This window comes from Acinetobacter sp. 10FS3-1 (genome assembly GCF_013343215.1).
GTDB classification, from domain to species: Bacteria; Pseudomonadota; Gammaproteobacteria; order Pseudomonadales; family Moraxellaceae; genus Acinetobacter; species Acinetobacter lwoffii_C.
Map to the genome: position 1 here is coordinate 2,789,964 of NZ_CP039143.1, position 19,090 is coordinate 2,809,053.

Here is a 19,090-nt window from a genome sequence, read left to right on the forward strand (position 1 = left end):
TTCCTATTTGTATCTATTTTACTTTATAAGAGTTATGTTTAAATGGCTACCTCTTTACCTAACAAGTGCGTTAATTGTTGTCGCGAGACTTCATTAACCTGCTGTTTGTCGACCTTGACAAAGGCCACTTGCTGTTCAGACATCACCACAACCTCTTCAATACCACGAATTGCCAAAAGCTGAGAAGTCCATTCGTCTGTTTGTCGGGTCTCCGGTAAACGAAGTACCAGTGAGGAAAGATAACGAGGTTGTGCCAATCCAAAACTCATCAATAGCCAAATTATAGCAATTGCCGATAAGATACTCCAACCCAGCAACGTATTGTTCAAAAGCAATAATTGACCACCAATCACGCCACCAAAAAATGCACCCAAAAACTGGCTACTGGCATTGACGCCCATTGCGGTGGCTTTGGATTGAATCGGGGCTGCCTTGGACAACCAGGACGGCAACAAAGCTTCCATCACGTTAAAGGCAATAAAGAACAGGCCCAGTCCGGCCAGCAATATATATTTGGATTCAAAACCGAAAATCAGGATCAGCAGGCCCAAAATAATGCCGCCAATTGCCGTCAGGAAAATACCGCGCATCTGACGGTATTTCTCTGCGAGTACAATACTTGGAAACGCAAAAAACAGGCTGATCAAGAGTAAAGGCAGATAGACCCAACCATGACTCGACAACGGTAAACCGCCAAATTCGATCAGCTGTGAAGGTACATAGATAAACATCGCAGTGAGCAATAAATGCAGGGTGAAAACTGAAATATGCAGACGGTTCAGGTCGCCCATTTTCAGCACCTGTTTTAGCTGGGTCAGATACCCCTGCTGGAAGTTTTTATGATGACGGCTGACTTTAGGTACCATCAACAGCATGGCGATTGCAGCCAGTCCCATAATGGTCGTGACCCAAAACAGGCCAGAGATACCGACCAGTCCGGTCAGCCAAGGCCCCAAGCTAAACGCGACCACAAAAGACAGGCCGATACTCATGCCCATTACTGCCATTGCTTTCATACGGTTTTCTTCACGGGTCACATCGGCCAGCAAGGCCATGACCACAGCCGAGACTGCGCCGCCACCTGCAATTGCACGTCCAATGATGACTCCATAAATGGTGTCGGACATGGCGGCAACCGCACCGCCCAGGGCAAAAAGCAACAGGCCCAGAACCACCAGGGGTTTACGGCTATAACGGTCAGCGATCAGGCTAAACGGTATTTGCAGCAACGCCTGAGTCAGGCCATAAATACCAACCGCCAGACCGATAAGCGCAGGCGTAGCATATTCATATGACTGCCCTGCTACTGAAAATACAGGAATAATCATAAACAACCCCAGCATGCGCAGCGCAAAAATACTGCTCAGGGCAAAGGTCGAGCGACGTTCTAAAGCATTCATCATAAATTCAGGCGATTCAGCGAATTAATCTTGGTGCACAGATTATAGGACATTCCATCCCCAGTAAGGCATGATTTTTATTTGAAATAAAAATCAGCAGGGGCTGAAAAGCAAAAAGCGCAGCCAGAGCCACGCTTTTCAATATCAGAATTCCTTATTGATGCAGGGCACTTTCTTTTTTCTTATATTGAATAGAGGCAATGACAGCCCAGACAATAAAGGCCACCCCAATCAGGCCAGTCACAATTTCAGGAACATGCAAGCCGGTTCCGCTGGCAATCATGATAAAGGCCAGAGCACCAATTGCATAATGCGCGCCATGCTCCAGATAGATATAGGCATCCAGTGTGCCTTTTTCTACCAGATAAATGGTCATTGAACGGACGAAAATCGCACCAATCGCCAGCCCCAGCATAATAATGACCACATCAGAGGTGATGGCAAAGGCTCCGATCACCCCATCAAAACTGAAAGAGGCATCCAGCACTTCAAGATACAGGAAACCACCAATACCGGCTTTGACCACACCCGTCGGTACGCCATTTTCATCATGACGAATGGCATTGCCCTGTTCATCAATTTCCGGCTCACCGCCCAGTAAATGACTGAGGACCTGCACCCCAATATAAATCACGATGCCCCAGATTCCAGCCATGGTCACTGCCAAGCGTTTATCTTCTACCACATTGCCAGCCATAATTAACAGCACCACCAGGGCAATAAAGACCGACATGGCCGGAACACTAGCCAGGTTGGCAAGACGGCGTTCCAGCATTCTGAACCAGTGCGTGTCTTTCTCTTCATCCAGGAAGAAGTTCAAAAACACCATCAACAGGAAAGCGCCACCAAAAGCAGCAATCTCCGGATGATGGGCCATCAAACGCGCCGAGTATTCTGCAGGATTATTCAGGGCCAGCCGTACCACTTCCATAAAGCCCATTTCCGCAGTCACCGCGACAATGGCCACAGGGAAGATTAAACGCATACCAAATACGGCAATCAAAATCCCTATAGTCAGGAATAACATTTTCCAGAATGGATCCCATCCCCGTAGGACTGAGGCATTGACAACCGCGTTATCGAAAGATAACGACACTTCCATAATCGCTAAGATAGCGGTGATGGCAAGCGCTGTGAGCATGGTTTGCAAGCCCGCTTCCGGACCATGGGTATAACCCCAATAAGCAGACAAACCAAGACACACGATCGAGAATGCGATTGAGAAACCAAAATGTTTCAACATACATATCGACCTTGAATCAATTAAATAAGACGTATTTTTTCAGTAGAACTGCAATACGGACACAATAAACTGTGCCAATTATGAAACTTTTGTGGCCCAAACCAAAGCACTTCCTGTGGTCTTTTGTATTATTTTCTCAAGGCAGCCTCCCTGGTCTTTTAAACAGCCGGTTCTTTGCTATAGTGCTGCATGGCTTAACTTAAACTGCTAAGGATTTCAGCATGAGTTTTTCACAACAGGTTTGGCAACGTAATCTTGCGCTCTACCAAAAGACACTGGCTCTGCCGTTTAACCAGCAACTGGCACAGGGAACACTCAGCCGTGAGGCTTTTAGTCATTATGTGATTCAGGATGCGCATTATCTGCTGGCTTATGGCCGTGCCTTGGCTGTCTGTGCGGCGAAAGCGTTTGAAGCCGATGATGTTATCCAGTTTAGTGAGGCGGCTAAAATTGCCATTGTGGTCGAACGCAGCCTGCATGATGGCTTTATGCAGGATTTTGGTATTAGCAAGGCGCAGTTTGAAAATACCCCGCTGACACTGGCTTGCCATCATTACACTTCTTATTTACAGGCGGTGGCCTGGGCAGAAAGCTATCCGGTGGTGGTGGCTTCCCTGCTGCCGTGTTTCTGGATTTATGCAGAAGTGGGCAAGGACATTATTGATAATGCCGCCCCGAATAACCCTTACCAGGCTTGGATTGATACCTATGCCGGTGAAGAATTCCATACCGCAGTGCGTAATGTAATTAGCACTATTGACCGTATTGCCGAGCGGGTGGATGCCGATACACTGGAGAAAATGCATCAGGCTTATACCGATGCGGCCCGTTTGGAATGGCTGTTCTGGGAGAGTGCCTTTGAACAGCGCCAATGGCCAGGTCTGGATGACGTGAACTAAATTTTCGTTTCTAAAATCCATCCAAAATGCCAGTCAGTGAACCATTGACTGGCATTTTTATTCATCAAGCGATGAAATATGCACAATCGCCGTTCTCCCTCACTTACAGTTTTTCTTTATCTCCATATTTCCTCTGCTGTTAAGCCTCTCAATCACCGCAAAAAACTTCCTCTTCTGATACTCGCAGGTCTTGGTTTTGATAATTTTTTTTAGTTTCGTTCCACTTGCTGGGAAGCTTGCTGGGTCTTTGCTGCAATGGTCTGTTTGCTCTGGATTTTTTGAAGAAGACTATACTCAATTTTTGAAAAATCAACTCAACTTCTAGGGCCCACTGCTTCATGATATTCCGCATGATATATGCTTTGAAAAAATCAAATCCGCCTCACTACCCTACCTGCCAAGCGAGCAATGAGCAAAAATTAACCACAATCAAGCACTGGTCTTTATATAGTGGACGTGACCAATATCCGACATAACTTGACGTTTAAAATACTTTTATTTGCACTTGAACATTTTTCATTCGGTATCATATAAAGGTTTTTGATGAATATTCTAGGATCATTGCATGAGCCAAAGCCACATCCGTATTCGAGGTGCACGTACCCACAACCTGAAAAATGTGAGCCTTGATATCCCACGCGACAAGTTTGTGGTGATTACGGGACTGTCGGGTTCAGGCAAGTCCTCACTGGCTTTTGATACGCTCTATGCCGAAGGCCAGCGCCGTTATGTAGAATCCCTGTCTGCGTATGCGCGCCAGTTCCTCTCCCAAATGGAAAAGCCGGAAGTCGACTCAATTGAAGGCCTAAGTCCCGCCATTGCGATTGAACAGAAATCCACCAGCCACAACCCACGTTCAACGGTCGGAACAATTACCGAAATTTATGACTATTTACGTCTGCTCTATGCGCGTGTCGGTACACCCTATTGTCCTGAACATGATCTGCCGATGGTCGCGCAAACGGTCAGTGAAATGGTCGATGCGGTTAAGGAACTGGAAGAAGGTACTGCACTGTTATTATTAGCGCCTGTGGTGCGTGAACGTAAAGGCGAATACACTGCCCTGTTTGAACAGCTGCAAAGCCAGGGCTTTGTCCGGGCCCGTGTCGATGGCGAGATCATGGAAATTGATCCACCACCCGAGCTGGATAAAAAGAAAAAACATAGTATCGAAGTGGTAGTTGACCGCTTTAAGGTGCGTGATGACCTGGGCAACCGTATTGCCGAGAGCTTTGAAACAGCCTTACGTCTGGGTGGAGATATCGCGATTCTATCCTGGATGAAAGATGAGCATGAGGATCGGGTATTTTCTGCCAAGCACTCCTGTCCGGAATGTGAACGCGCAGTGGCCGAACTGGAACCGCGTCTATTCTCCTTTAACAACCCTTTTGGTGCTTGCCCGGTCTGTGACGGTCTGGGGACACGCAGCCATTTCAGTACGGAGAAACTGATTCCGAATGCAGAGGTCAGCATCAGCCAAGGCGCGATCCGCGGCTGGGACCGTCAGCGTCCTTATTATTATGGCATGCTGCAAAAAGTCGCCGAGCATTTTGGCTTTTCTCTGGATACTCCTTGGGAAGAGCTGGATGCCAACACCCGAAAGAAATTCCTGTATGGAAGCGGCAAGGAAAAAATTGACCTGAGCTATATTGATGAACGCGGCCGCCGTCATAACCGGGTCATGCCTTTTGAAGGCATCTTGCCCCACCTAGAACGCCGTTACCGTGAAACAGAAAGCAATTATGTACGCGATGATCTGGCACAGTACCTATCGAATGCCGCCTGTGATGCCTGTGATGGTTCACGTCTGAATGAAATCTCGCGTAATGTGAAGATTCTGGACAAAACCATCGCCGACATTACCCGCATGTCGATTGGTGATGCCGAAAGTTATTATCAGAGCCTGAATCTGGAAGGTGCCCGTGGTGAAATCGCGGACAAGATTTTCAAGGAAATTCGTGAACGTCTGCACTTTCTGGTGTCAGTCGGCCTGAATTATCTTAGTCTGTCACGTTCTGCCGAAACTCTGTCGGGTGGTGAAGCACAGCGTATCCGTCTGGCTTCCCAAATCGGTGCCGGCCTGATGGGTGTCATGTATGTTCTGGATGAACCTTCGATTGGCCTGCATCAGCGTGACAATGATCGCCTGTTACAAACCCTGATCCGTCTGCGCGATCTGGGCAATACCGTACTGGTGGTTGAACATGATGAAGATGCAATCCGCGCCGCTGACCATATTATTGATATTGGCCCGGGTGCCGGGGTACATGGCGGATATATCATTGCGGAAGGAACCTATCAGGAACTGGCAGAACACGAAGATTCCCTGACTGGAAAATATCTGTCTGGCAAACTGAAAATTGAGGTGCCAAAAAAACGCATCCAGCCCCCTAAACCGGAAGAACAGATCAAATTGATGGGCGCCGCCGGGCACAACCTAAAGAAAGTCGATCTGATCCTTCCGTTGGGCATCATGACCTGTATCACCGGGGTATCCGGTTCAGGTAAATCGACCCTGATCAATCGAACCCTTCTGCCCTTGGCAGCAACCCAGCTCAATGGTGCGACCACGCTGACCGCTGAAAAGTTTGATTCAATTGATGGCCTGCAGTATCTGGACAAAGTGGTCGATATTGACCAGAGTCCGATTGGCCGTACACCACGTTCAAACCCAGCAACCTATACCGGCCTGTTCACGCCGATTCGTGAACTGTTTTCACAAACACAGGAAGCCAAAGGTCGTGGTTATACGGCGGGTCGTTTCTCGTTTAACGTGAAAGGTGGACGCTGTGAAGCCTGTGAAGGAGACGGGATGATCAAGGTAGCAATGCACTTCCTGCCAGATATGTATGTGCCCTGTGATGCCTGTCAGGGCAAGCGTTATAACCGTGAAACGCTGGAAGTGAACTATAAGGGCAAAAACATCTCAGATGTGCTGGAAATGACCGTCGAAGATGCCATGCATTTCTTCGATGCCATTCCGGTGATTCACCGTCGTCTGGAAACCTTGCATCAGGTGGGATTGGGTTATATCCGTCTGGGTCAGTCTGCGACCACTCTTTCTGGTGGTGAAGCGCAACGGGTGAAACTGGCGCGGGAGCTGGCCAAACGCGATACCGGTAAAACCCTGTATATTCTGGATGAGCCTACTACGGGTCTGCATTTTCATGATATTGCCAAGCTGCTGGACATCCTGCATCAGCTACGCGACAAGGGCAATACCATCGTGGTAATTGAACATAATCTGGACGTGATTAAAACTGCCGACTGGGTCGTGGACTTAGGTCCTGAAGGCGGCTCGGGTGGTGGTATGATTGTCGCGGAAGGTACGCCTGAACAGGTCGTGAAAGTCAAAGCTTCACATACGGGTAAATTCTTGAAGCCGTTGTTAAAGTGATTTAGAAAGGGCTCATAAGAGCCCTTTTTTATTCTTTTAATCTTTTTATGACATATTCAATATTTTTTTGTCTTTCAGGGCTAGATACTTTTACCTCCTCATCAAGTACTTCAAATATTAAAGTATTAATTTGTGGCTGTAATTCAACACTGATTTGCTGACTAAGTATCTTTTTTAAAACGCCTAATGTATGAAATTTTTTAAATCTTTCATCTTTTAAATCTTATTAAGAATTAATTCTTTCCAAGCATTTTTAGTTGTAAGCGGCTTTGTTGTATACAGTTTTAAAAGATAAAGTTCTCCTAGCTCACTCAAACTTAAGTGACAACTTAGGTGTGAGGTTGACCTGATTCTATAAATTTATTTAAGGTGGCTATACGTGCATGAATCTCATTGACTGAGCTACTGAAGTGTCTTGCGCTCCGTTTATCTCCCTACCATTTTATGCAATACATTTTAGTGTCTACCGAACTATGTCGATGCTACCCCAACTACTTTTCCCCATCCTTTTTCCTAAGTGTTTGCAGATTTTTAATAATTCATTTCTATCTAAAAATTCCGATTTTTGTCTTTCTAGGGGTTTGTATTTTTTCTTGGTGGAATTATGACAGGTGCTTGATGATCTGAAATGAGCTATCGGCAGTATTTTATATCATAAGCGCTATTGGGATAGATAGAATCTATGCCTTCATCAGAGGATGATTTGATCAAGTCAACCACTGAGTACCTGTGAATCGCTGATATCGTTCGGGGTGAGTTGAACTGCATCTCTTTGCAGCGTTTTAGCATTTATACCAAGGTGAAGCTGAGGCCATAGGCAACGATATTCAGGCTGAGGTTTCTTCTGTTTCCATTCACTTTCACCTAAAAACTCTAGGCCAGTAGAATCTACAAGCCAATGAAGTCTATCACTACATTTTTGCTAGCTGATCGCAATATCAATTTTTGTCTTGTACGAAGTGTGGAATAATTTGGTGCTGTCCCACCGAAACCGTCAAAGAGAATCGAAATAGCAATTTGATCACTAAACAGCATTGAATGGCTGTATCGGTATAGCTTTGATTTCATCCGTGTTTACCTTATGACTGGGTATTCCCTTGGGTCTGAAGATTAAAATTTCTCTATCTCTCTATTTCAGGCCTTCGTAGTTTTTAATTTTTTACTGGGCCTTAAAAAAATAGCTCAAGCTACCACAAGAGGTTTGAGCAAAATTCAATTTAAAAAAATTAAATAAACTTGTTTTTAACCTATTTACACCTGCCACAATTAAGTGCATAATGCACCGCATTAGGGCGAGTTAAATTATTCCTCAGCAGATTTTTTGATTTACCCGGACATTTTGGCGAAAAAACCTCAATTTTCTTTGAAGATTGAGGTTTTTTTTTGTTGTTTATTGATATCTCGCTTTTTGATCTGGTAAAAATGAATCATTTTGGTGCGTTTTTTATTTTTTCATAAAGAAGCTTTGTAGGCTTATTTGCCTTCTATTCATAAATTTAAAATAAAAAAAAGCCCAACCTTGGGGAAAGCTGGGCCGATAAAACGAAAAAATTGTGGAGAATCAGTCAGAATCCTATATAAGTATGAACCATGACCTGATTTCTCTATTATGTGCGATTTCGCCTGCAAAGTAAAGCCTATTATTTTAGTCGGATTTAAGGTTGTCCACCTTCATTAATAGTGACATTTATCACAATAAATTAAAAAACAATGATCTAAATAAATAATTAACAGAAAAATTGTCTATTTAAAATACTTGGACTTTTTATCCTCTATCCTCTCTAAAGCAGAAATTTAAAATTGTTTATACCAATCAAAATTAAAATTTAATCGTTTTTAAGAATAATTAAATCTTCATGATTTAGCTTTTTTTATCATTTTATAAGCTGAACCCTAAGCATAGCTTGCTGTAATTAAAGGCAATTTTAACCTAGCTGAAACATGTTTAAATAAGCAGACTTTTACACAAAATTAATACAATTTTTTAATCGTAAAAAACAAGGACTTAGCAGCTGATTGACTTAATAAATTGTTACAATACAATAGCTCCCCTGTTGTATATCTTCTGTAACTAAACGGTAAATATCATGAAAAAACTCGGTTTAGCCACTGCTTTATTATTAGCCATGACCGGCGCTCAAGCATATCAATTTGAAGTTCAAGGTCAGTCAGAGTTCATCGACAATACTGTTAATGACAAAGATTTCACTGGTGCTGTTCAAGGTACTTACTACTTTAAAAATGTAGATGCATCTAAAGGTCCTTTAGCTGAAGCAGCTTTCTTAAACCAGGCATCAAATGTTTCTTTAGCATATACATATGGCGAATACGATGTAGACGCTGATTTTAAAGACCAAGTTTCTCATACTTTTGGTGCTAAAGCTGAAGCTTATGTTCCAACTAAATTTGTTCCTGCTTATGCAAGTGCATCTTATAGCCACACCATCACTGATGGTAAAGGCGGTCAAAAAGATGACCAAGGCGACCGTTATGCATTAGAATTGGGTGCTGTACTTGCACCTAACTTCTTGGTTGCTGTAGGTTATACTAGCGTCGCTGACCAAGTTTCTTATGACGCATTCAACATGTTCAACAATGGCGTTGTGAAAGCAGCTCTAGAATCTCAAACTATTAATGAAGACCAGGATGCGATCACTGCACGTACTAAATATGTAGGTGCAATTGATGGTACGAACATGTCAATTGGTTTTGAAACTGGTTTAGTATATGGCGAAGATACTGCTTATAACTTAGGCACGACTCTTTTCCTTAACCCTGCTTTAAGCGTGGGCGCATCTTATATGGAATCTAGCTATGCTGGTTCTCCAGACAAAGCTTGGGGCGCGAACGTAAACTACTTCATCACTCCAGCGGTTGCAGTTGGCGCATCTTATGTAAATGCGAATGCTGAAAGCGAAGCGCGCGATACACAAACTGTAGGCTTAAATGCTAAATTCCGTTTCTAATTTCTGATTAGACGTTGAATAGAAAAAAGGACGCTGATGCGTCCTTTTTTTATTGGGCGAAATATTTATTCTGGTGAACGAATCAGGCTCAGGAAATGCAGATGACGCTCATATTGATCAATGATGTCCTGTAGTAAATCTTCCTGTGTCCACTCCATTACATCATAACCCTGCCCACCTTCTTTTAAAAAGACTTCAGCCTGATAAGACTGGTCATCCTCAAGCTCGGACATAAAAGTGGGACTGATCATTTGTGTCATTACCACCTGATAGATAAAATTCATCTCATCCTGATGGTCGACACGCAATTCAATTCCCTCCTCCAGCGCATGAATCTTGACCTGTATTTGACGGCGTTTCAGCTCGGTCTGAAAACTACCAAAAGCCTTGCTTGCTGTAGTATCAATAAATGCCTGCACTTCGGCCTTGCTATGCGGATAATGCATAATCAGTCCCAGCCTTTGCTGCCAGCTGCGCGGATTTTGAATCGCACGCGGCGTAATGCGTGCAGCCTGCACAGCATGCATTTTAATTACATCCAACCTCAGTGCTTTAAGTAGTCCCCAGCAAATGAGCAGCATAATCAGGGTAAAAGGCAAGGCACTCATGATCGTGGCAGACTGTAAGGCCTCCAGACCGCCGACCAGCAGCAAGGTAATCGCCAGCAAGGCCATCACCAAAGTCCAGAACAGACGTTGCCAGACCGGTGATTTTTCAGTTTTTGCTGTCAGATAATCAGTGACTAGTGAACCAGAATCGGCTGAGGTCACAAAGAACAGCATCACCAGCAAGGTTGCCACAATACTGGTGACAGAACTAAAGGGTAAACTGCCCAGAAATTCAAACAGTGCGACCGATGAATCACGCTGCACCGCTTCAAGCAGACTGGTATTGGCTTCATGAATAATACTATGCAGGGCGGCATTGCCCATAAAGCCCATCCAGATCAGGGTAAAGCCTGTTGGGATCAATAGCACCCCAACAATAAATTCCCGGACTGTGCGTCCTTCTGATACACGCGCAATAAACATGCCCACAAATGGTGACCAGGAAATCCACCAAGCCCAATACATGATGGTCCAGCCTCCAATCCAGCCGCTAGGCTGATAGGCATACAGGTTAAAGGTCATGCTGAACAGATTGGAGACGTATTGGCCTGTAGCCTGAATTGTGGTCTGTAAAAGATAAATACTTGGACCAGCCAAAAATACAAAAATCAGCAACAGCAGGGCAAGCAACAAATTCAGCTCGGCCAGACGCTTCACACCTTTATCCAGACCAAAAAACACTGACAAGGCGGCCATGCTACTGACCACAATAATCAGGACAATCTGGGTACTCGGCTGCTGCTCAATACCAAACAGATAATTCAGGCCCGAGTTGATCTGGGTTACCCCGAATCCCAAGGTGGTGGCGACACCAAAAATTGTGCCGATGGTGGCAAAAGTATCGACTCCATCTCCAATTGGTCCATAAATTCTGTTGCCAATCAGTGGATATAAAGCGGAACGGATTTTTAAGGGCAAATTATGCCGGTAAGCAAAATAGGCCAGTGCCAGACCGACCAGGGTATAGACGGCCCAGGCATGCAGCCCCCAATGGAAGAAAGTAATTCGCATCGATTGCTGGGCAGCCGCCAGTGTTTGAGGCTCACCAATCGGTGGCGTGACATAATGCATGACCGGTTCTGCAACGCCAAAGAACATGAGTCCGATACCCATGCCGGCGGTAAACAGCATCGCGAACCAGGAACCACTATGATAGGCGGGCTGGCTATGATCAGGTCCAAGCTTGATTTTCCCCATATCGGACAGCGCAATATAAATCAACACAATCAGGAAAATAGCCACGGATAACACATAAAACCAGCTAAATGAAGAGGTAATCCACTGATTTAACTGTTGCGTGAGTCCTTGAAAAGTATCCGGCGCAAAGAGTACCAGTCCCAGAAAAATGGCAATAATGACCACGGTACTGACAAAGACATTCGGGTTGACATTAGCCAGCCAGGAAGATGGTTTGGAAGACATATATCCCTCTTTTTTTCAATCTATGGAAAGAGCGAGAGACTCAAATAATTATTTGCAAGTAAAAACTATGAGAGAAATAAATAGAGTGTATTGATAATTCCTGTAGCTCGGCAACAACGCATATTCTTTCTGCTTTTCGCGCCAAGCATTTATGAAATATCAATAGACCCTAATATAAAGGCAGATAAATAAAATCAATTTGAATCCGGCCTTATTTTAAAATAGGGTGAAAAATAAAGCCGTCAGCTTAATGTAACAAGAAAATCAAACCTGTCAGGCTTTACAGAGCGGTGTTTTTATCCTGTTTTTGCTATTTTTTCTTGGGGGGGATATAGGCAATATATTGTAAGGCAATCAATCGTGAAACGATCAGCGCCAGATACATCACCCCAAAAAACATCTGGATAATTGCCAGCATACGGGCAATCGGGCTAACCGGCATCAGGTCAGATAAACCGGTGGCGGACTGGACACTAAAACTCAGGAACAGTAAATCCAGCCAGGGTTGATAGGCATGTAAATCGGGATGTGCAAAACTGTAGGGCACCAGCAACTGGCAAATGCTATATAAAAAGGCAAAGCCCCAAGCCAGCAAGGTAAAGACTGCCCCTGCGGCAAACAGCTCATCTTTGGTCAGATAACGATCATGAAACATATAGCTCAACAGGCCATAAGCTGCACTAAAATAAGCACTGGCTTCAAACAGGTTGGCCGTGATATGAATCCAGTTATCCTGGATCCCCAAAGCAATTAAGGAAGAAAAGAAAATCGCACCTGCGACAAAGGTCAGCCCTAAAATCGTAAACATCGGGGTCTGTCGAATGACTTTGGCAATGACCAGCAGCACCAGAACTCCAAGCACCCAGGTAACAGCACGATAGGATACACTTTCATAGGCCAGCACCGATAGGATCAAAATCAGCAATTGCAAACAGAGCAGCCATGCAGATGGCAAGTGCTCAAATGTTGCCCAGAATCGTCTTAATGCCTGCTTCATACTGCCCTTCTTCTTGGAATTCATATTCGCAATTTAATTATTATCAGCCTCAACATAGCATGCAGCAGGTTTATGAGTGTTTAACAATTTGTATGAAAATTACTGAAAACCGCTCTACGCCATGCTTTTATTTTTTTGCCTATAAAGTCGTTGCGAAAAAAACTGACTGTATTGCAGGCCATAAAAAAAGCCCCGGATGGGGCTTTTTTAGGATGAACCGATCTTAGTGATCAGAAGCACCCGAGATACCGATACCGGTTTGTGAACGTACAAACTGGGCATCGAAAGCTTTGCGCTCTGCTTGTGCCTGAGCTGAGTTATCTGTGACTGAGAACAACCAGCAGCACAAGAAAGACAATGGCATTGCAAATAATGCAGGACCGTTAAATGGAACCACTGGAGTATCCGAGATGCCTAAAGTATCTACCCATACTGCTTTAGACAGCACAATCAAGGTTACTGCGGTTACCAGACCTGCAACACCACCAATCACCGCACCACGTGTCGTCAAGCCTTTCCAGAACATGGACAATACCAGTACCGGGAAGTTGGCACATGCCGCCACCGAGAATGCCAGACCGACCATGAAGGCGACGTTTTGTTTCTCGAACAGAATCCCGAGAATCATCGCGAAGATCGCCAGACCTAAAGTTGCAAGCTTAGACATACGTAGTTCAGACTCAGGCGTAGTTTGGCCTTTCTTCAACACGTTGGCATACAGGTCATGCGAAATTGCTGAAGCACCAGACAGGGTCAGGCCCGCAACAACCGCAAGAATGGTCGCAAATGCTACTGCAGAAATGAAGCCCATGAACAGGTCGCCACCCACTGCATCAGACAGATGAACCGCCGCCATGTTATTACCACCTACAAGCTCTAACTTGCCAGTGATCGCCATTTTCGCAACATCCAGGAATTGCGGGTTATTCGATACATACAGGATCGCACCGAAACCGATAATAAAGGTCAGCAGGTAGAAGTAACCGATAAAACCTGTTGCCACAACCACTGATTTACGTGCTTCTTTGGCATCTTTTACCGTGAAGAAACGCATCAGGATATGTGGAAGACCAGCAGTACCGAACATCAGCGCCAGACCTAAAGAAATCGCATCAATCGGGTTAGATGCCAGGCTTCCTGGACCCATGATTTTGGTTGCATCTGCCAGGCTCAGGTCATGTACTTTTGAATACACGCCAATCGCCTGTTCAAACATGTTGGTAAAGCTGAAGCCTACGCCTTTCATGACCATGAACGCCATGAAAGTAGCACCAGACAGCAGCATGACCGCTTTAATGATCTGTACCCAGGTCGTTGCCAGCATGCCACCGAACATTACATAGGCCATCATCAGCAAGCCGACAATCACCACAGCAAGGTTATAGTTCAAACCGAACAGCAGCTTGATCAGCTGACCTGCACCCACCATCTGGGCGATCAGGTAGAAGGCTACCACTACCAATGAACTCATGGCGGCTAAAGTACGCACCGGTTTTTCCTGTAAACGGAAAGACACTACGTCAGACAGGTTATATTTACCCAAGTTACGCAGACGCTCTGCCACCAGGAATAATACGATTGGCCAGCCCACCATAAAACCAAGTGAATATAACAAGCCATCAAAACCTGACAGGAATACCATCGCAGAAATCCCCAGGAAGGAGGCTGCTGACATATAGTCACCGGCTATCGCCAGACCGTTCTGGAAGCCGCTAATCCCACCACCGGCAGTATAGAAGTCCTTGGTATTTGTGGTTTGTTTTGCTGCCCATTTAGTAATGAACAGGGTAGCCCCCACGAAAATCACAAACATGATAATCGCGTGCCAGTTGGTTGCCTGCTGTTCTGCTGCGCCTAAATCCGGACCAGCCATTGCCATCCCTGAGCCGACTGCAGTTGCAGCCAGGGCAATTAAAGAATTCCATTTCATCTTAATGAGGTCCTTTTTCATGAGCAATTGCTTCTACTTCACGTATTGCTTCTTCAGTCAATTGATCGAGACGGTTATTCGCGATATAGGAATAGACGCCACATAAGATAAATGACAGCACAATGATGCCCAGACCCAGTGGAATCCCCCAAGTCGTCACTCCACCTGAAATAGAAGACAAAAGAAACTCTTTGTTATAGCCAACCAGCAACATGAAGCCCACATAGACAAACAGCATAATGCCCGTTAAAGTCCAGCTGAGTGTGCTCTTCTTGCTAACCATTTCTTTGAATTTTGGATTCTGTAGAATTCGATCTACCTGTACCTCATCCATCGTTGCACTCCTGTAGCCCAACCGTGGGCTGATTATTTTTAATTCGAATTATTACTGTTGCAAATTAACAAGAATTGTGGCGTCTTGTAATTAAGACTTTGGTCGTTAAAAAATAATCAATTTCAACTGTAGCGTTCACGATGCGCTATTATAGGGCCAGCTTCAGTACACATCAGGCTCTATGAACAGTTGGCTCATCATAGGGGTGCTCGCCCTCTATATCGCATTACTCTTTATCTGCGCATTTTACGGAGAAAAACATACCAGCCGGTTCAGCACCCGTGGGCGTATGTTGTTGTTCAGTTTGACCTTAGGGGTCTACTGTTCATCCTGGACCTTTTATGGTGCGACTGGAGCGGCGGTTCGTGAAGGCATCATCTTCCTGCCAATCTATCTTGGTCCGCTGCTGTTTGTCGCAATTGGCTACGATATCTGGCGCCGCCTAGGACGGGTACGCCAGCACCATGCCATCTCCTCGATTGCCGACTTTGTGGCCGCCCGTTATGGTAAAAGCGGCCCTCTCGCCTCACTGGTCACCATTCTGGCGGTGATTGCCATTATTCCTTATCTGGCCTTGCAGCTACGTGCTATTGCACTCAGTGCGACGGTTATTCTGGAACCTTCCTCAGGTATGAGTAATACTACCAATGGCGTGCTGTTCCTGACAGGTATTCTCGCCATTCTGGCCATGATTTTTGGTACCCGGCAGATTGCCAACACCGAACAGCACGGCGGCCTGATGCTGGCAGTGGCTTTTGAGTCGTTTGTCAAACTGTTTGCCTTGCTGGCGGTCGCCTGTTTCTTCATGTTTGAAGCACCGGAGAACCTGACCCAGATCAGTCATGATATCAGTAGCACTTTTCATGACGTCCAGGTGTTCGGCGTACCGGAAAGTTTCTGGACGCAAACCCTGCTGGCTGCATTGGCCATTATCTGCCTGCCACGCCAGTTTCATGTGGCCGTGGTAGAACTGCGCGATGAAAAACATATTCGCGGGGCACGGCGCTGGTTTGCAGTCTATTTAATTCTGACCACGGTGGCGATTATCCCGATTGCCAGTTGGGCACTACATGCCGCTCCCCAATATCTGGCCATTCCGGATGTCGCCGTTTTATCTTTACCGCTCAGCTATAATCAGGACTGGCTGACCTTGCTGGCTTTCCTCGGCGGCTTCTCGGCCTCGACCGGAATGCTGCTGGTGTCTTCCGTTGCCCTATCGATCATGCTCAGTAATGACCTGATCATGCCGGCGCTGTGGCGTTTTAAACTGCTGTCGCGGCATGACAAGCGCTTACCGCTGGTCCTTAAATTTACCCGCCGGGTCTGCATTCTCGCCGTCATGCTGATGGGCTTTTTGTTCTTCAACTTCTTTAATGATATTGATCAACTGTCGGTCTTCGGGCTGCTGGCTTTCAGTGCCGTTGCGCAGTTCGCGCCTGCCCTGATTGGTGGTCTGTACTGGCGTGGTGGCAGTAAGCAGGGCGTATATGCCGGCTTGCTGACCGGTTTTGCCCTGTGGTCCTATACGCTGTTGCTGCCAACGATTTTACGCAGCCTGCCAGATCGCTATCAGCAATTTAGTATAGATTTCCTGACCCAAGGACCTTTTGGCTGGAACTGGTTACGTCCCGAAGCCCTGATTGGATTTGAATCTTTTGATCCTCTGACCCATGGCGTGGTCTGGGCACTGGGTCTGAATACCGTGTTATACATCTGGATTTCACGCATGTTCCGCCCAAGTGTGGCAGAACAGATTCAGGCCGAAAGCTTTTTCTATTATGAAACCAAGCCCTTGCCGTCGCAAAGTCCGATGACTGAGGTAAGCTATTCGCATCAGGATGTTGCCCGCCTAAAAGTGGGTGATTTGCTGACCCTGGCAAAAAGGATTACCGGTGAAGTGCCGGCTGCGCAGGCATTCCAGCAGTTCTGTACACAAAATAATGTCGAACTCAATGAAAATAGCAGTGCCAATGGGATGTGGTGGCGTTTTACCGAACAGTATCTGGCCGGCACGATTGGCGCCGCATCAGCACGGACCTTATTGACCACCGCTATGGTCAATAATGGCCTGGCGCTCGGCCAGGTCGCAAATATTCTGGATCAGGCCTCCCAATGGCAGCGTTTTAACCAGAACCTGATTATGACCATGATTGACCATATGACCCAAGGGGTGAGTGTGGTCGACGAAAACATGTGTCTGGTGGCCTGGAATAACCAGTATCTGAAACTGTTCGATTATCCAAAAGATATTGTCTATGTCGGCTGTCCGATTGCTGACCTGATCCGCTATAACGCAGAACGCGGCGAATGTGGTCCAGGTTCGGTGGAAGAGCATGTGCGTAAACGGATTCACTGGATGCGCGTCGGCAGTGCACATGAATTTGAACGGATCCGTAAAGATGGCCGCGTGATTCAGATGCGTGGTAATCCGATTGAAGGCGGTGGTTTCGTAACAACCTTTGCCGATATTACCGCTTTCCGTGAAAATGAAGCTGTTCTGGAAGCCCGGGTCCGCGATCGCACCCAGCAGCTCGCCGATGCCCTGTCTGAACAGCAATTAGCGCGTGAGCAGGCAGACAAGGCCAATATGTCCAAGAGCCGCTTTATTGCAGCTGCCAGTCATGATCTGCTACAGCCCATGCATGCCGCACGCCTGTTTAGTACGGCGCTGGAACAGAGCATCCAGAATGATGAAGACCGTAAAACCTTACAGCAATTGGATCGTGCGCTGCATGGGGCGGAAAGTATGCTCTCTGCCCTGCTGGATATTGCCCGGCTGGAAGGCGGTACGATTCAGCCTAAACGTCAGGCCTATCCATTGCATGATCTGCTGAGTGATCTGGAACTCCAGTTCAAGTCAATTGCAGCACAGCGCGGGATCAAGCTCAGTGTGCATGATGCCCAGTTCTGGATTGATACCGATCCGCAGTGGATTCGTCGGATTATCCAGAACTTCGTCAGCAATGCGCTACGCTATACTGCCAAAGGTAAGGTGGTGGTCGGTGTGCTGCGTGCCAGTGAAAAACCCAATCATATCCGTATCGGGGTATGGGATAGCGGCCCGGGGATTGCCGAAGAACAGCGTATCAAGCTGTTTCAGGAATTCGAGCGCTGTGGACACGCTTCTCCATGGGGCGAACAAGGGCTGGGACTGGGGCTGGCGATTGTACAGCGCATGACCAGTATGCTGGGCTATCCGGTGCATGTCTATTCCACATATGGCAAAGGCTCCTGTTTCATGATTGAAGTCCCGGTAGTGGCTGCACCTCAAGTGGTGGCCACCCCCGTACAGGCAATACCATTAAAGTCCAAGGCCTTTAAAGTCCTGTGTCTGGATAATGATGAAGCTATTCTGGAAGGTATGTCGACCCTGCTCACCAAATGGGGCTATCAGGTCTTTAAGGCCACCGAACCGGAACAGGCCATCGAACTGATCCATCAGGAAAATATTCAGGTGTGGCTGGTAGATCAGCACTTGAACCAGGGCAAGATCGGTCTGGACTTTATTCTGGAACATCGTCAGCCTCAGGTTCCGGTGGCACTGATCACCGCAGATTCAGATCCGGAATTGCCACAGCGTCTGAAAGAGTTAAATATCGTACTGCTGAAAAAACCGTTAAAACCAGCCTCCTTACGCTCGTGGTTATCCGGCCTGAAGATTTCGGATCATTAACTCACTCGCTGGCTAAGTTTTCCTTCCCAGCCATTTCGCAGGATGCCCGTCTTCCAATCTGGAAGATGGGCATTTTTCATACACACCTTGCACATAACTTTACTCAATATGCAGAAAAAACAGGCAGATGTGCCAAAAGCACCAAAATTGCGAAAATTTGACCCGATCTATTGATCAAAAAGTTCATTTTAATTTTCACTATGGCAAAAGTTACCGAACCC

Annotated in this window: 11 protein-coding genes and 1 pseudogene; 4 read left to right on the plus strand and 8 right to left on the minus strand. The window is 46.2% G+C overall.

The window, feature by feature from the left end; all coding sequences use genetic code 11:
* Positions 1–38: 38 nt before the first annotated feature.
* Both E5Y90_RS13235 and E5Y90_RS13240 read right to left on the minus strand, forming a co-directional pair.
* Positions 39–1,403, minus strand: a complete 1,365-nt coding sequence (locus E5Y90_RS13235) for an MFS transporter (RefSeq protein WP_174660431.1) — start codon at positions 1,401–1,403, stop codon at positions 39–41.
* Between the two features lie 151 nt (positions 1,404–1,554).
* Positions 1,555–2,643, minus strand: a complete 1,089-nt coding sequence (locus E5Y90_RS13240) for a DUF475 domain-containing protein (RefSeq protein WP_151205081.1) — start codon at positions 2,641–2,643, stop codon at positions 1,555–1,557.
* A 221-nt stretch (positions 2,644–2,864) separates the two neighbouring features.
* Between E5Y90_RS13240 and tenA the strand changes: the two genes are divergently transcribed.
* Positions 2,865–3,542 (plus strand): thiaminase II, encoded by a 678-nt coding sequence (gene tenA / locus E5Y90_RS13245; protein WP_151206879.1) that lies wholly within the window; start codon positions 2,865–2,867, stop codon positions 3,540–3,542.
* A 148-nt stretch (positions 3,543–3,690) separates the two neighbouring features.
* Here the strand turns inward: tenA and E5Y90_RS13250 are convergent, their stop codons facing one another.
* Complete coding sequence (locus tag E5Y90_RS13250) at positions 3,691–3,882, minus strand: hypothetical protein (RefSeq protein WP_174660432.1); 192 nt, start codon at positions 3,880–3,882, stop codon at positions 3,691–3,693.
* A gap of 225 nt (positions 3,883–4,107) precedes the next feature.
* Between E5Y90_RS13250 and uvrA the strand changes: the two genes are divergently transcribed.
* Complete coding sequence (gene uvrA, locus E5Y90_RS13255) at positions 4,108–6,939, plus strand: excinuclease ABC subunit UvrA (protein ID WP_174660433.1); 2,832 nt, start codon at positions 4,108–4,110, stop codon at positions 6,937–6,939.
* 329 nt (positions 6,940–7,268) lie between these two features.
* Here uvrA and E5Y90_RS17520 read toward each other — a convergent pair.
* A pseudogene (locus E5Y90_RS17520) lies at positions 7,269–8,018 on the minus strand (IS5 family transposase); the annotation flags it as partial.
* 1,008 nt (positions 8,019–9,026) lie between these two features.
* Between E5Y90_RS17520 and omp33-36 the strand changes: the two are divergent.
* Entirely contained in the window at positions 9,027–9,905 is an 879-nt protein-coding gene (omp33-36, locus tag E5Y90_RS13265) for a porin Omp33-36 (protein ID WP_174660434.1), read from the plus strand.
* A 65-nt stretch (positions 9,906–9,970) separates the two neighbouring features.
* Here omp33-36 and E5Y90_RS13270 read toward each other — a convergent pair whose 3' ends face one another.
* From E5Y90_RS13270 to E5Y90_RS13285, 4 genes are all read right to left on the minus strand, one after another.
* Entirely contained in the window at positions 9,971–11,935 is a 1,965-nt protein-coding gene (locus E5Y90_RS13270) for a BCCT family transporter (RefSeq protein WP_174660435.1), read from the minus strand.
* 310 nt (positions 11,936–12,245) lie between these two features.
* Complete coding sequence (locus E5Y90_RS13275) at positions 12,246–12,932, minus strand: ion channel (RefSeq protein WP_174660436.1); 687 nt, start codon at positions 12,930–12,932, stop codon at positions 12,246–12,248.
* 223 nt (positions 12,933–13,155) lie between these two features.
* Positions 13,156–14,862 (minus strand): cation acetate symporter, encoded by a 1,707-nt coding sequence (locus tag E5Y90_RS13280; protein ID WP_151206884.1) that lies wholly within the window; start codon positions 14,860–14,862, stop codon positions 13,156–13,158.
* Position 14,863: 1 nt separating this feature from the next.
* Positions 14,864–15,196: a DUF485 domain-containing protein gene (locus E5Y90_RS13285; RefSeq protein WP_151205088.1), complete on the minus strand. Its 333-nt coding sequence runs from the start codon at positions 15,194–15,196 to the stop codon at positions 14,864–14,866.
* Between the two features lie 181 nt (positions 15,197–15,377).
* Here E5Y90_RS13285 and E5Y90_RS13290 point away from each other — a divergent pair, with 181 nt between their 5' ends.
* Positions 15,378–18,869, plus strand: a complete 3,492-nt coding sequence (locus tag E5Y90_RS13290; RefSeq protein ID WP_174660437.1) for a PAS domain-containing hybrid sensor histidine kinase/response regulator — start codon at positions 15,378–15,380, stop codon at positions 18,867–18,869.
* Positions 18,870–19,090: the final 221 nt, after the last annotated feature.

Bases quoted from the DNA above. Each gene is read 5' to 3' on its own strand.
- E5Y90_RS13235 (WP_174660431.1), bottom strand. From the start codon at position 1,403: ATGATGAATGCTTTAGAACGTCGCTCGACCTTTGCCCTGAGCAGTATT.
- E5Y90_RS13240 (WP_151205081.1), bottom strand. From the start codon at position 2,643: ATGTTGAAACATTTTGGTTTCTCAATCGCATTCTCGATCGTGTGTCTT.
- tenA (WP_151206879.1), top strand. From the start codon at position 2,865: ATGAGTTTTTCACAACAGGTTTGGCAACGTAATCTTGCGCTCTACCAA.
- E5Y90_RS13250 (WP_174660432.1), bottom strand. From the start codon at position 3,882: ATGAAGCAGTGGGCCCTAGAAGTTGAGTTGATTTTTCAAAAATTGAGT.
- uvrA (WP_174660433.1), top strand. From the start codon at position 4,108: ATGAGCCAAAGCCACATCCGTATTCGAGGTGCACGTACCCACAACCTG.
- omp33-36 (WP_174660434.1), top strand. From the start codon at position 9,027: ATGAAAAAACTCGGTTTAGCCACTGCTTTATTATTAGCCATGACCGGC.
- E5Y90_RS13270 (WP_174660435.1), bottom strand. From the start codon at position 11,935: ATGTCTTCCAAACCATCTTCCTGGCTGGCTAATGTCAACCCGAATGTC.
- E5Y90_RS13275 (WP_174660436.1), bottom strand. From the start codon at position 12,932: ATGAAGCAGGCATTAAGACGATTCTGGGCAACATTTGAGCACTTGCCA.
- E5Y90_RS13280 (WP_151206884.1), bottom strand. From the start codon at position 14,862: ATGAAATGGAATTCTTTAATTGCCCTGGCTGCAACTGCAGTCGGCTCA.
- E5Y90_RS13285 (WP_151205088.1), bottom strand. From the start codon at position 15,196: ATGGATGAGGTACAGGTAGATCGAATTCTACAGAATCCAAAATTCAAA.
- E5Y90_RS13290 (WP_174660437.1), top strand. From the start codon at position 15,378: ATGAACAGTTGGCTCATCATAGGGGTGCTCGCCCTCTATATCGCATTA.